The 14,215-nt window shown below is 37.8% G+C and carries 9 protein-coding genes; 8 read left to right on the forward strand and 1 reads right to left on the reverse strand.

Going from position 1 to position 14,215, the window contains the following annotated elements; all coding sequences use genetic code 11:
- Positions 1-297 precede the first annotated feature (297 nt).
- Positions 298-1,458, forward strand: coding sequence for a PDZ domain-containing protein (locus tag GHD00_RS02180; protein WP_163536477.1), 1,161 nt, complete (start codon positions 298-300; stop codon positions 1,456-1,458).
- A 13-nt stretch (positions 1,459-1,471) separates the two neighbouring features.
- Here GHD00_RS02180 and GHD00_RS02185 read toward each other — a convergent pair whose 3' ends face one another.
- A complete protein-coding gene (locus GHD00_RS02185) occupies positions 1,472-4,696 on the reverse strand; it encodes a DEAD/DEAH box helicase (RefSeq protein WP_163536478.1) in 3,225 nt (1,074 codons plus the stop codon).
- 230 nt (positions 4,697-4,926) lie between these two features.
- Here GHD00_RS02185 and GHD00_RS02190 point away from each other — a divergent pair, with 230 nt between their 5' ends.
- The 7 genes from GHD00_RS02190 (at position 4,927) to GHD00_RS02220 (ending at position 14,016) form a co-directional block, all read left to right on the forward strand.
- Positions 4,927-6,513: a peptide chain release factor 3 gene (locus GHD00_RS02190; RefSeq protein WP_163536479.1), complete on the forward strand. Its 1,587-nt coding sequence runs from the start codon at positions 4,927-4,929 to the stop codon at positions 6,511-6,513.
- Between the two features lie 598 nt (positions 6,514-7,111).
- Positions 7,112-9,097 carry an excinuclease ABC subunit UvrB gene (gene uvrB / locus GHD00_RS02195; protein WP_163536480.1) on the forward strand — a complete coding sequence of 662 codons (1,986 nt, stop codon included), beginning with the start codon at positions 7,112-7,114 and terminating at the stop codon, positions 9,095-9,097.
- Positions 9,098-9,103: 6 nt separating this feature from the next.
- Positions 9,104-11,959 (forward strand): excinuclease ABC subunit UvrA, encoded by a 2,856-nt coding sequence (uvrA, locus tag GHD00_RS02200; protein WP_163536481.1) that lies wholly within the window; start codon positions 9,104-9,106, stop codon positions 11,957-11,959.
- Between the two features lie 318 nt (positions 11,960-12,277).
- Positions 12,278-12,631 (forward strand): YojF family protein, encoded by a 354-nt coding sequence (locus GHD00_RS02205; protein WP_163536482.1) that lies wholly within the window; start codon positions 12,278-12,280, stop codon positions 12,629-12,631.
- 24 nt (positions 12,632-12,655) lie between these two features.
- Positions 12,656-13,312, forward strand: coding sequence for a bacillithiol biosynthesis deacetylase BshB2 (bshB2, locus tag GHD00_RS02210; protein ID WP_163536483.1), 657 nt, complete (start codon positions 12,656-12,658; stop codon positions 13,310-13,312).
- A 164-nt stretch (positions 13,313-13,476) separates the two neighbouring features.
- Positions 13,477-13,674, forward strand: coding sequence for a PspC domain-containing protein (locus GHD00_RS02215; protein WP_163536484.1), 198 nt, complete (start codon positions 13,477-13,479; stop codon positions 13,672-13,674).
- Complete coding sequence (locus GHD00_RS02220; protein ID WP_163536485.1) at positions 13,675-14,016, forward strand: phage holin family protein; 342 nt, start codon at positions 13,675-13,677, stop codon at positions 14,014-14,016.
- Positions 14,017-14,215 lie beyond the last annotated feature (199 nt).

The raw sequence follows: 14,215 nt of genomic DNA on the forward strand, positions 1-14,215 counted from the left end.
GACAAGAAGGCACTATTTAATTCCTGTTTTCTACTCTACCCCGGAAAGGGAGCGTTTTTCCGCAGCGTCGAATAAGCACTCATTTCGAAAGAGGGCACATGGTCCTCTTATCTAAATTATGCCTATTTCCAACAAATTTTATTGAACTAAACAAAAGAATAAAAAATTTTCTATTTCATCCAAAAATGGGTAGCCAAAAAACAAATTTTTTATCATAATAGTGATATCAGTAAATGGAAAAAACAACGCTTACATATTGGACAGACATCATGTAGTAGATGGAAGGAGCCTGTCAAGATGAATTGGATGATCGAATTTGGTCTCGCCTTGTTGCGTCTATTTATGCAACCTTTGTTTTATTTATTTTTCTTATTAATATTGCTCCGCGGTTATTTACAAATAAAAAAAGATCGTCGGAATTTTGGAGTGAAAGTTCATTCCTATTTTCATGAAACCAAGCATACATGGAGCATTTCATTTTTTATTGGATTTATTTTGTCCTTATTATCGGTAACCCTCGGTTTTAGTACCACCTTAGCATTTGGCGTACTACTAGCGATAATCGTTTTTCTTACTTCATGGCTCATTCGTTATACTTGGCTATCGGCAAGCATCAGCTTCCCGCTCGTCTTTGCTCTTATTTATCTAATGCCAATTTACGGGCAGCAATACATACCTTCCCAATGGCAGGGACTATTTTCGAATCTGGATTTACTTCTTTTCGTCATGTTGTTAGCGATATTTTTATTAGCGGAAGCTTGGATTCTATCTCGTTTTAAGGTTCATGATTCTTACCCTGAGCTTGTCGAAAGTAAACGTGGGAAATATCAAGGGCAACATCGCGTCAAGAAGTTAACGATGATTCCATTTTTCACCTTAGTACCTGGAGGGTTTATTGAGCCAATTACGGATACTTGGCCCATTTTAGAAATAGGCGGGGAAACTTATGGCTTGCTTATTCTTCCTTATCTAGTTGGTTTCGAATATTTATTTAAAAGTGATGTACCTAAGTATAATGTCAAGCTATTAAGCAGTAGATTAATTTTATTAAGCGTCTTTGTTCTCCTATTGGCTATTGTTGGGTATTTTTATCCCATTTTTTTATGGGCAGCTATTTTCGTTGCCTTTATTGGAAAAGTAGTCATCCAAGGCACGTTTTCTAACAGTCAAAAAAGGCGAACAGCTTTTTTTCAGCCTGGCGGAGAAGGGTTATTAGTTCTCGGTGTCTTGCCACATACCGCAGCAGTGGAATTAGGTTTAGAGCCAGGTGATCGAATTGTTAAAGTGAATGATCATCATGTTCAGACTCAAGAAGAATTTTATCAAGAAGTACAAAAAAACAGGGCCTTTTGTAAGTTGTCTATTAAAGATATCCATGGCGAGTTACGTTTGAGTCAACGAGCCCTGTATGAAGGCGAACATCATGAATTAGGTGTATTATTTATTAAAGATAGTTAAAAAGCAAGAGGATTTATTCCTCTTGCTTTTCATTAAATTGCAGAAGTTCGCGGATTTCTGTTTCCGTGAGCTTGGTAAGCAATGTTTCACCTGGTTTGATAATTTGATCAACGAGCTCCCGCTTTTTCTGTTGTAATTGATAAATCTTTTCTTCAATCGTTCCTTCAGTAATAAAACGAATAACTTGAACGACATTCTCTTGTCCAATCCGATGAGCCCGACCTGCTGCTTGCTCTTCGACCGCTGGATTCCACCATAAGTCATACAGGACAACTGTATCAGCGCCAGTTAAATTCAGTCCCGTTCCTCCCGCTTTTAGTGAGATAAGGAAAATCCCATTTTCTCCGTTGTTAAACGCTTCTACCATCTTTAATCGCTTTTCAGAAGGAGTAGATCCATCCAAATAAAAAACGTCATAGCCTTTCTCTTCTAGTGTTTTTCGAATGATTTGCAGCATGCTTGAGAATTGCGAGAAAATGAGTGTACGTTTCCCTTGAGCTTCAAGTTCGGCCATAAGCTCCATGAGCTGCTCCAACTTGCCTGAGGTTCCGCTGTAATTTTCTAAAAACAAGCTAGGGTGACAGCAAACCTGTCGTAGTCTGGTTAAACCTGCTAGAATTTGTAATTTTCCCTTTTCAAACCCTTTTTCTTGAATGGTTTCATTCAATTCTTGCTGAATACGTTGTAAGTAGGCAACATAAACTTCTTTTTGTGATTTGGTTAGCTCGGAATATCGAACTGTCTCAATTTTATCAGGCAGTTCTTCTAATACATCTTTTTTCACACGTCTTAAAATAAACGGTCTTGTCATTTTGGCAATAAAATTTGTATCCATTTGCGAGAATGCTTTTTTGTTGCCAAATAGTCCTGGTGAGATGGTATAAAAAATCGACCAAAGCTCATCAAGAGCATTTTCAATCGGAGTACCGCTTAGGGCAAAATATTGCTTCGCCTGTATAGATCGCACTGCTTTAGCCGTTAATGTTAAATGATTTTTGATTGCTTGCGCTTCGTCTAATATTAAGCAATCAAAAGGTTTAGATTGATATAGGTTTTCATCTTTTCTTAAAGTCGGATAGGATGTAATTAAAATATCGGTTTCTTGGTGTACCTGTAATAAATGTTCTCGTTGTTGCTTGGAACCAATGATAACAGCAGAGCTTAAAGTTGGTGCAAATTTTTCCACTTCCTTTTGCCAATTATAGAGCAACGAGGCAGGTGCAACCACAAGTGCTTGATAGTTCTGTGATTTACTGTTTATTTCTGATAATAAAAAGCTTATCGTTTGCAGCGTTTTTCCTAGCCCCATATCATCTGCTAAGATCCCGCCTAGGTGATAATAAGACAATGTCTTCATCCACTGAAATCCGACCTGCTGGTAATCACGTAAGTCTGCCTCTAAGTTTTCCGGCAATGAGAACTGCAGTTGACTAGGGTTCTTTAATTGATCTAGCATCTTTTGAAAAGATTGGCTAAATCGGTTATCTGTTTTTTCAAGTGCTTGCTCTACTTGAAAACCTCGGGCAGCAGGGATTGAAATCTTATCTTCTTCGATTTGTTTTTTGGACCATTGCATTTGTTCTTGTAATTTTTGAAAAGCTTGGAAGCTGTCAGATTCTAAATGGAGCAACGGACCATCAGGAATACGGTAGTATCGCTTTTTTTCTATTAAAGCTTTTAATATATTAGTCACATCTTCTTGTGAAATACCTTCCATATCAAAGTGAATATCAAGCATCCCCTCAGAAGGCCGGTAATCCACTTGTGATTGAAGCGGCTGCGCATTTTCGTTTATTAACTTTTTGACACTTTGTGATACATAGACCGATACAAACTGTTTCAATAATTCCAGCTTTTCATGTAAAAAATGATAAATCGCATCATCATGAAACAGGAACATCGCTTGGTTCATTTCTAAGAATTCACTATCTCTTAACCATTGCATGAGATATTGTTCTTGTGCATAATCACGCTTTGTTATTTTTTCTGATGTTTGTTGATGTTGAAATGGATTAAATATTGTCTCCCCATAATGAAATTCAATATCGACCTTTAATGCGCCCTCTACGTTATCTATATAGACTTTGCCATGAAATGGACTAGTATTCATCTGTTTTTCCATTCTTTCGGTCATTTTCAGTTCGCCAATTTGTTCAAATTGCGGCATGACGCTGCGAACAAAAGTATCCATTTCTTGGGGAGATATCCTTTGTTTTTTTCTAGTTTGAAATGGCAAAATACGAAAGAGTTTATCTAGCACTTGCTTTTGCTGTTGACTTACTTTATAAATATAATTCTCATATATGACATAGCGATAACTTTCTAAAAAATAATAGGAAGATAGTTCTGATAATTCCAATGTATAAGCGCCTTGCTGCAAGTAATCTAATTGAAATTCAAATTGATCGGTTAAAGGTTCAAAATGAATATGATGAAACTCACGATGTTGCCCTAATTTAAACGTAAACTGGGTATCGGTTATTTGATCCAACAAGGCATCGCTTGCGCTTGTTGGAACATAAAGCCCTCTAGGTTGTTCCATTTTCATCATATGGCTGTTTCCAAATAGCTTTTCTTGTTCATAACATATTAGAAGCCAGTCTATGATTTCTCTGTCTTGCGGCGGAAAATAATGCACTTCTGGATAGAAAGTAAAAGATTGGTTTACTTTATAGCTTTCCTGTTGCTCCATTGCTTTTAAGAAAGCGCGAATATCCCTGATAACATAAGGTCTCTTATCTCCCATTTTCATTTCTATCGATAACGCATATTGATTGTGCTTATTTGCACGAGTGACGGAAATGATAAATTCAGACTGTACAGGTTCAGGTGTTTGGTCGCTTTCTTGTTTGTTTCGAAATGTGTGCATTAATTGCTTGGCAAATAAATCAGTTTCAGATTGGTTTTGGACTTCTGCTTTTTTATCTACCGCATATCTTTTTCGATTGGATTGTACATCTTCTGTTATGGCCAATAATACAGCGGCAACATGCTTGCAAGTATCATATTTCGCAAAGGCCGCACAATTACAAGTTGTATCTACTCCCATTCCTTCATCGAAATATATGCGAACCGTATAAATTTTTGTCCCTTTTACTAGCCCTCTCCAGGCGTTAGTACTGGGATTATAGGAAAGGCCATATACTTTCCCATTTTGAAAATATTGCAAACCTCTTTGAAAAAAGCGCTCACCAGTTAGCTGGCGGATCGATTGTTGATTCATTTTAATTTGTTGCACGTTAAATCCCTTCCTCACTCGAAACCATAAGCATATTATATGACAATGGATATCAATTCATCATTTTATTATATCAGATATTTTGATTGATTCCATCATGATTGACTTTTTATGTTTAAACTGCTATTTTATCATGGTCTATAACGTGATAAAATAATCAGAACGACCAAAATCCCAAACCAAAATGGGCAAGGCATTGATTAGGAATAGAGAAGAAAGTAGGGATTTATATGGGATTACAGGATGAAGTGCAGAAACGTAAAACGTTTGCTATTATTTCACACCCGGATGCAGGGAAAACGACAATGACAGAAAAATTATTATTATTTGGGAATTTAATTCGATCTGCAGGTACGGTAAAAGGAAAAAAGTCTGGAAAGTATGCGACATCGGATTGGATGGAAATTGAGAAACAACGTGGTATCTCCGTTACATCTAGTGTGATGAATTTTGCATATCAAGGTCATAAAGTCAATATTTTAGATACGCCAGGACATGAAGATTTTAGTGAAGATACCTATCGAACATTAACGGCCGTAGATAGTGTTGTCATGATCATCGATGCAACCAAAGGGATAGAAGCACAGACGATTAAATTGTTTAAGGTCTGTAAAATGCGAGGTATTCCAATTTTTACTTTTATTAATAAATTGGATCGAGAAGCACGAGAGCCGCTTGAGTTGCTGGATCAAATTGAAGATGTACTAAATATTGAGACATATCCAATGAATTGGCCTGTCGGTATGGGGAAAAGGTTTTTAGGGATTTTAGACCGTTATCAAGACCAATTCATTCAATATAATGGGAATGAAGAAGAATCGTATATACCATTATCGGAAATGGAAGATGAAGCACATCAAGAGATTCGAGAAAACCCTACTTATCAGGAAACGGTGGATGAATTGGAATTATTAGATGAAGCAGGGGATCAATTTTCTTTAGAGCGTGTTTTACAAGGGGAGCAAACACCTGTATTTTTCGGTAGTGCTCTAGCTCCATTTGGTGTGCAAGCTTTTTTTGATACCTTTATTAATATGGCTCCAGCACCAGGGCCACGCCGTACAAAAGAAACTGTAGTTAGTCCAGATCATCCTGATTTTTCTGGATTTATATTTAAGATCCAAGCTAATATGAATCCACAACACCGAGATCGTATTGCCTTTCTTCGTGTTTGCTCTGGAAAATTTGAACGTGGTATGAATGCGAAGTTAGCTCGAACTGGCAAGTCAATCCGCCTCGGGCAAACACAGCAATTTGTTGCTTCATCTCGAGATACAGTAGAAGAAGCTTATGCGGGAGATATTATTGGGGTATATGATCCAGGTTCTTACCGTATTGGTGATACTTTGTTGGAAGGGAAAAAAGCCTTTGAATATGATGAACTGCCACTATTCCCGCCCGAAATGTTCCAACGAGTAACTGCTAAAAATGTGATGAAAGCAAAGCAATTTCGTAAAGGGATTGAACAACTTGTTCAGGAAGGTGCCATACAACTATTCCGCGGCTATCCAACAGACTCTTACATTATTGGCGCTGTCGGTCAACTGCAATATGAAGTGTTTCAACACAGGATGAAAAATGAGTATAATGTAGAAGTCATGCTAGAATCTATCGGTGATCGTATCCCAAGATGGCTGAAAGCCGATCAAGTGGATCCATCATTATTTGATGAACGTAATCTATTAGTAAAGGACCGAGAAGATGAATTTCTCGTCTTATTTAAAAACGATTTTGCATTAAGATGGTTTACAGATAAACATCCCGATATTGAATTGATTGATTTATATGAAGTAAATCAATATGACCAAACAACATAGACGCAAGAAGGAGCTGTCTCAGAAAGGTTAGTTTATGAATGTACTCTGATTCAGCAACTGGAATATACGAGACTCCAGCGAAGACCCCTCGGACGAGCGTTTTTTGCTCGTGAGGAGGCTGAGGCGTTGCCTGCGGAAAGCGAATATATTCCAGTTGCGTGTACAGGGAGCTGACTTTTGGAGTCAGCTCTTTCTTTACCATATCAGCAGTTATATCGTGTTACAGATGAAGTGAACACGACGTAGACACCACGATTAGGAAGATATATAAGTGCAACTACGTCTCTAACTTCGCTAAAGGCTCGTCAATCGACGAGTTTTCTTTACCGTATCAGAAAGTATAAATGGTCAGCAAGGAAGAATTCTCGACGTAGTAGACCATTTTAGGAAGATAGATAAGGTCAACTATGCTACCGCACTGCGCCATAGGGCTTGGCGGATAGCCAAGTTTTCTTTATGCGAAAGTTTTTAAGATATGGTGCTATTTGGTTATAATGGAGAAGACAAGTAAAATATTTTTAATACACGAATATTTGTTCGCTTTTTAACATTATTTCGTTTATAATATAGATAGGGAAGCAGAACGGAGGTTAGGAAAATGGAGAAGCATACTTTTTCATTAGAAGCCCCTTATGAACCTCAAGGGGATCAGCCGCAAGCCATTAAAGAACTAGTTGAAGGCGTAGAAAAAAAGAAGAGACATCAAACATTGTTGGGTGCTACCGGAACTGGTAAAACGTTCACGGTCTCCAATGTGGTGAAAGAAGTGAACCGTCCAACTTTGGTAATTGCTCATAATAAAACATTAGCAGGTCAATTATATAGTGAGTTTAAAGAGTTTTTTCCAAATAATGCAGTCGAATATTTTGTTAGTTATTATGATTATTATCAACCAGAAGCTTATGTACCATCAACCGATACATTTATCGAAAAAGATGCCAGTGTCAATGATGAGATTGATAAGTTGCGGCACTCCGCTACATCTGCCTTGTTTGAAAGAAATGATGTACTGATTGTTGCAAGTGTTTCATGTATATATGGCTTAGGGTCTCCAGAAGAATATAAAAGCCAAGTCCTATCTTTGAGAATGGGAATGGAAAAAGATCGAGATGAACTTCTAAGAGGATTAGTCAGCATTCAATATGCACGAAATGATATAGATTTCCAACGTGGTACCTTTCGTGTCCGAGGCGACTCTGTTGAAATTATTCCAGCTTCGCGTGAGGAGCATTGTATTAGGGTCGAATTTTTTGGGGATGAAATAGACCGAATTCGAGAAGTGGATGCATTAACAGGAGAAATTATCGGCGACCGAGAGCATATTGCTATTTTCCCAGCTTCACACTTCGTCACAAGAGAAGAAAAGCTAAAATTAGCAATGCAAAATATCCGCAAAGAATTAGACGATCAACTGGCTAAATTTCGAGATGAAGACAAGTTGCTGGAAGCACAAAGGTTAGAACAAAGAACTAACTATGACCTCGAAATGATGGAAGAGATGGGCTTTTGTTCCGGTATTGAGAATTATTCCAGACATTTAACTTTACGGGAATCGGGTTCTACTCCTTATACATTACTAGATTACTTTCCTGATGACTCATTAATTGTCATAGATGAGTCTCATGTATCCTTGCCTCAAATTCGCGGGATGTTTAACGGGGACCAAGCTCGAAAGCAAGTATTAGTTGATCATGGATTTCGTCTACCTTCTGCATTAGATAACCGACCATTAACCTTTGGCGAATTTGAAAAAAAAGCGAATCAGCTAATCTATGTATCTGCAACACCTGGACCTTATGAATTAGAGCATACCCCGACGATGACAGAGCAAATTATCCGTCCTACGGGTCTATTAGATCCAGTTGTAGATGTTCGACCGATTGATGGACAAGTCGATGATTTGATCGGAGAAATTAATAAGCGCGTTACCCGTAAAGAAAGGGTTTTGGTTACAACCTTAACGAAAAAAATGTCAGAAGATTTAACCGACTATCTAAAAGAAGTCGGGATGAAAGTAGCTTATTTACATTCTGAGATCAAAACACTAGAAAGAATCGAAATCATAAGAGATTTACGTGTAGGTAAATATGATGTATTAATTGGCATTAACTTGTTACGTGAGGGCTTAGATATTCCGGAAGTTTCCTTGGTAGCCATATTAGATGCAGATAAAGAAGGTTTTTTAAGGTCTGAGCGATCGCTTATTCAAACAATGGGCCGTGCAGCTCGTAATGAAAATGGCATGGTTGTCATGTATGCTGATAAAATGACAGACTCTATGCAGAAAGCGATAGATGAGACTTATCGAAGAAGAGAGAAGCAACAAGCTTATAATGAAGAGCATGGCATTGTGCCGAAGACAATTAAGAAAGGTGTACGAGATGTTATTCGGGCAACAATGGTAGCAGAAGTGGAAGAAGAGTACGATGATACAAAACCAGATCTTAGCGAGATGTCGAAGCAGGAAAAAGAGAAGCTTATAGAAAAAATGGAAAAAGAGATGAAAAATGCGGCTCGTGAACTTGATTTTGAACGAGCAGCAGAACTTCGAGACATCGTTTTAGAATTGAAAGCAGAAGGGTGAGAGGACATGGCGAAAAAAAAGATATCTATTCAAGGCGCACGTGCTCATAACTTAAAAAATATATCTGTGGATATACCAAAAGACAATTTAGTGGTGTTAACTGGACTTTCCGGTTCAGGGAAATCGTCATTAGCATTTGATACCATCTATGCAGAAGGACAGAGGCGCTATGTGGAATCTTTGTCTGCTTATGCGAGACAGTTTTTAGGGCAAATGGATAAACCAGATGTTGATGCGATTGAAGGTCTTTCACCAGCAATCTCCATTGATCAAAAAACGACGAGTCGTAATCCTAGATCAACTGTTGGAACGGTAACCGAGATCTATGATTATATGCGTCTCTTATTTGCTAGAATAGGGCATCCGATTTGCCCCAACCACGGCGTAGAAATTACCTCTCAAACTGTTGAGCAAATGGTTGATCGTATTCTGGAATATGAAGAGAGAACCAAGTTGCAAATTTTAGCCCCTGTCGTTTCAGGGCGTAAAGGGACGCACAACAAAGTTTTAGAAGATTTACAAAAAGAAGGATATGTTCGATTACGTGTAAATGGTGAAATGAGAGAAGTCACTGATGATATCGCATTAGATAAAAACAAAAAACATTCTATTGAAGTGGTGATCGACCGAATTATTGTGAAAGACGGTGTTGCTTCTCGATTATCTGATTCCATAGAAACAGCTTTAAGCCTTGGAGATGGAAAGGTCATAGTCGATATTATTGGGGATGAAGAATTATTATTTAGTGAGAATCATGCTTGTCCGATTTGTGGTTTTTCTATTGATGAATTAGAGCCTAGGCTGTTTTCATTTAATAGCCCTTATGGTGCTTGTGATACTTGTGACGGACTAGGCTCTCAATTAGAAGTAGATGTCGATTTAGTGATTCCAAACCGTCAATTATCACTGAATGAAGGAGCTATTGCAGCATGGGAGCCAACAAGTTCCCAGTATTATCCTCAACTTTTGAAAAGTGTTTGTGAACATTATGATATTGACATGGATGTTTCTGTAAGTAAACTTCCAAAAAGCCAATTAGATAAAATATTACATGGAAGCGGCAAAGAACGGATCTTTTTCCGTTACGAAAATGATTATGGAGTGATACGTGAAAATGAGATTTATTTTGAAGGAGTGCTCCATAATATAGCACGCCGTTACCGGGAAACATCTTCTGATTTTATTAGAGAGCAGATGGAGAAATATATGGCGAATACTGCTTGTCCTTCATGTCAAGGTTATCGTCTCAATCAAGAAGCGTTATCTATCAAAGTAAACGGTAAGCATATAGGGGAGGTAACGGAACTTGCGGTAACAGAAGCCCATCAGTTTTTTACGACATTAAGCTTGTCTGAAAAGGAAGAGCAAATCGCTCATATGATTATTCGTGAACTTGACGATCGTTTAACATTCTTATCTAATGTTGGATTGGATTACCTTACCTTATCGCGATCAGCTGGTACTCTATCCGGCGGGGAAGCTCAGAGAATTCGTTTAGCAACGCAAATAGGTTCTGCTTTAACGGGTGTTCTATATGTGCTAGACGAACCATCTATAGGTTTACATCAGCGAGATAATGATCGTTTAATCCATACTTTAGAACGCATGCGTGATCTTGGCAATACGTTAATAGTAGTCGAACATGATGAGGATACGATGTTAGCTGCAGATTATCTAGTAGATATTGGGCCGGGTGCAGGAGAACATGGTGGTGAAGTGGTAGCGCAGGGAACCCCAAAACAAGTAATGCGGAAGAAATCCTCCCTTACAGGTCAATACTTATCTGGACAAAAATTTATTCCAGTACCGGCAACTCGTCATGAAGCAAGTGAACGTCATCTTGAAGTGATAGGAGCAGAAGAAAACAATTTAAAAAATGTGGATGTTAAAATTCCACTTGGGATTTATACGGCTGTAACTGGTGTATCAGGCTCAGGAAAAAGCTCGTTAATTAATGGTATATTGAAAAAAAGTCTCGTGACTCAACTGCACCGTGGTAAAGAAAAGCCAGGGAAACATAAAGAAATTAAAGGTATTGAATATTTAGATAAGGTCATTGATATTGATCAGTCACCAATTGGAAGAACACCAAGATCTAATCCTGCAACCTATACAGGTGTTTTTGATAATATTCGTGATGTATTTGCGCAAACCAATGAAGCTAAAATTCGCGGATACAAAAAAGGACGATTTAGTTTTAATGTAAAAGGCGGACGTTGCGAAGCATGCCGCGGTGACGGGATAATTAAAATTGAGATGCACTTTTTACCTGATGTTTATGTTCCTTGTGAGGTCTGTGAAGGAAAAAGATATAATCGAGAAACATTAGATGTAAAATATAAAGGGAAAAACATAGCAGATGTATTGGATATGACGATTGAGGAAGCATTAAAATTCTTTGAAAATATTCCGAAAATCAAACGAAAGCTAGAGACTGTTTATGACGTTGGATTGGGATATATTCGATTAGGTCAGCCAGCAACCACCCTTTCTGGAGGAGAAGCCCAAAGGGTAAAGCTGGCAAGTGAATTGCATCGTAGATCGAATGGAAAATCTCTTTATATATTAGACGAACCAACAACAGGTTTACACGTGGATGACATATCTCGATTGTTGGAAGTGATTCAACGATTAGTCAGTAATGGAGATACGGTCATTATTATCGAGCATAATTTAGATGTAATTAAAGCGGCTGATTATATTATTGACCTTGGTCCAGAAGGCGGTGAAGGCGGCGGACAAGTTGTCGCTACAGGTACACCAGAACAGGTCGCCGAAGTAGAAAACTCTCATACCGGCCGTTACTTAAAACCGATCTTAGAACGAGACCAACAAAGAATGGCAGCTAAAATTACAAGCTAACAAAAGGAAAGGGATAGTCCCTTTCCTTTTGTTCCACTAATAGAATGAATATCGTTTTATGGATTATAGTATTAAGAAAAGCTTGTATTTTTGAAACAAGATAATCCTGTCTACTTATGATAGAATATACATGGAACTTTATCACGGTGAATAACCGTCCGTAAAACCCCCACTTCAAAAGTTCAAGCAAAGAAAAGAAGTTTAAGTGGGGGATAACGGACGCTAACCCTGATTGGTTCGACTAACAATCAGTGGTGGAAGAAAGAAACCCCCCCACTGATTGAGTTTCACTTTATAGGGATTGGGGAGGCATCCACAATGGAACCAATAGAAATAGATGTACTACAAAAAGAAATAGACCATTTAGCGAATAAAGATGTTTATATTCATTTAGAAACAACCAATGGCGCCTATGCTAGCCACTTTAATAAAGATGCATATAATGTCGGTGCTTTTATTCGAAACGCTCGAGTACAATATGAACGTGGCAAAATAGTCGGGGCGGGCACAACATATAGAGTTGGCTTAAAATTAGATATTGGCTGGATTTATGCAGAAGGTGTGAATCAATTTGAGTTGAACCAAGAAGGCCGATTATTAATGGCAGGCCACGACAGAGAAGGCCGTCTAATGGTGGCATTACAGATCAGCGAAAAGCCATTCCAATATTAAGGGAAATGATGAGGGGGAATTATAGTGAAAGAGCATGTTGTAGTGATTTACCCACACCCAGATGATGAAGCTTTTGGTGCTTCAGGTACGATTACCACATTTCGTGAAAAAGGGATTCCAGTGACTTACCTATGCGGTACTTTAGGAGAGATGGGGCGAAATATGGGAAATCCAACTTTTGCAACGCGTGAAACCTTGCCTGAAATCAGAAAGCAAGAATTAATTCGGGCTTGTGAGATTTTAGACGTTGATTTGAAGATGTTGGGCTATCGTGATAAAACATTAGAATTTGAATCCACAGAGGAAGTTGCGGAACATCTTTACTCTTATTTAAAAGACATTAAGCCAAGCCTTGTTATTACCCATTATCCTGGTCATGCCGTTCACCCTGATCATGATGCATTTGGTGCTGCGGCAATCAAAGCGGCGGAAAAATTCAAAGAGGAAGATCGTCCTACTGTATGGGCACAAGCCATTAGCAGAACACATGAAGAAGAATTAGGGGGACCAGATATTCAAAATGATGTGACCCCTGTTTTTAAGAAAAAATTTGAAACCATTATGGCCCATAAATCCCAAGCAGATGGTATGATTGCCAAAGTAAAAAACGAATCAGATGACATCGAAGAAGCCACTAAAACATGGCTAGGAGTAGAATCGTTTTATACCTGGCAATTTTAAAGTAATCTTAATAGCCAAAATTTATATATTGTGCAACAAAAAGGGAATTTTCCATTAATCTAACTAATAAAAAGTCTTTAATGAAACATAACTCTTTTAGATAACTTCACAAAATTTAATCATATAAATAAAACTTTCATCGTATGATAAGAAGGAGGGCGGAAATGAGTAAAACATTATATCGCTCTGACAAGAATCGTATGGTAGCAGGGGTTATTGGTGGTATAGCTGAAATCACTAATATGGATGCTACGATACTTAGATTAATATATGTCGCTGCTTGTATATTTACCGCAGGAGCGCCACTTGTCTTGTTATATATAGTAGCTGCTATTATTATTCCGAAAAGAGGGATCTCCTAAATGCGATGGCTATTATCACTGGTGTTTAACGCACTTGCTTTAATGTTGATTGATTATTTATTTACAAATTTTGTAATAGATGGTTTCTTGGTTGCGCTGATTGCTAGTATAATTTTAGCTGTCTTAAATACGATTGTTAAGCCTATTCTTGTTTTGTTTACACTGCCAATTACGATTTTAACACTTGGATTGTTCCTCTTTGTCATTAATGCTATTACACTGATGTTAACACAAGCATTATTAGGAAATGATTTTATTATAGATGGTTTTGGTACAGCTATTCTTGCAGCCATTTTATTATCTATCTTAAATATGATTATCAATCGTCTAGTTAAAAAGTAGAAGCTGCGAAGTAATCATTCGCAGCTTTTCTTTTTTTTAAAAGGACCTTATAAAAATTTAACCCACGCTTTTTCGTACCACATTATTTTTCCCGCAGAACCTTTCCATTAGAAGAAACACGTTGCACCATAGAAGCAACACCATAACATTTCATCATTCTAGTAAAATCATTATTATGAAGAAACGGAGTAAATAAGTA

Origin of the sequence: Gracilibacillus sp. YIM 98692 (assembly GCF_010993965.1) — a bacterium.
Taxonomy (GTDB): Bacteria; Bacillota; Bacilli; order Bacillales; family Amphibacillaceae; genus Gracilibacillus.

Coding starts and splice junctions, on each gene's coding strand:
- GHD00_RS02180 (WP_163536477.1), top strand. CDS start 298: ATGAATTGGATGATCGAATTTGGTCTCGCCTTGTTGCGTCTATTTATG.
- GHD00_RS02190 (WP_163536479.1), top strand. CDS start 4,927: ATGGGATTACAGGATGAAGTGCAGAAACGTAAAACGTTTGCTATTATT.
- uvrB (WP_163536480.1), top strand. CDS start 7,112: ATGGAGAAGCATACTTTTTCATTAGAAGCCCCTTATGAACCTCAAGGG.
- uvrA (WP_163536481.1), top strand. CDS start 9,104: ATGGCGAAAAAAAAGATATCTATTCAAGGCGCACGTGCTCATAACTTA.
- GHD00_RS02205 (WP_163536482.1), top strand. CDS start 12,278: ATGGAACCAATAGAAATAGATGTACTACAAAAAGAAATAGACCATTTA.
- GHD00_RS02215 (WP_163536484.1), top strand. CDS start 13,477: ATGAGTAAAACATTATATCGCTCTGACAAGAATCGTATGGTAGCAGGG.
- GHD00_RS02220 (WP_163536485.1), top strand. CDS start 13,675: ATGCGATGGCTATTATCACTGGTGTTTAACGCACTTGCTTTAATGTTG.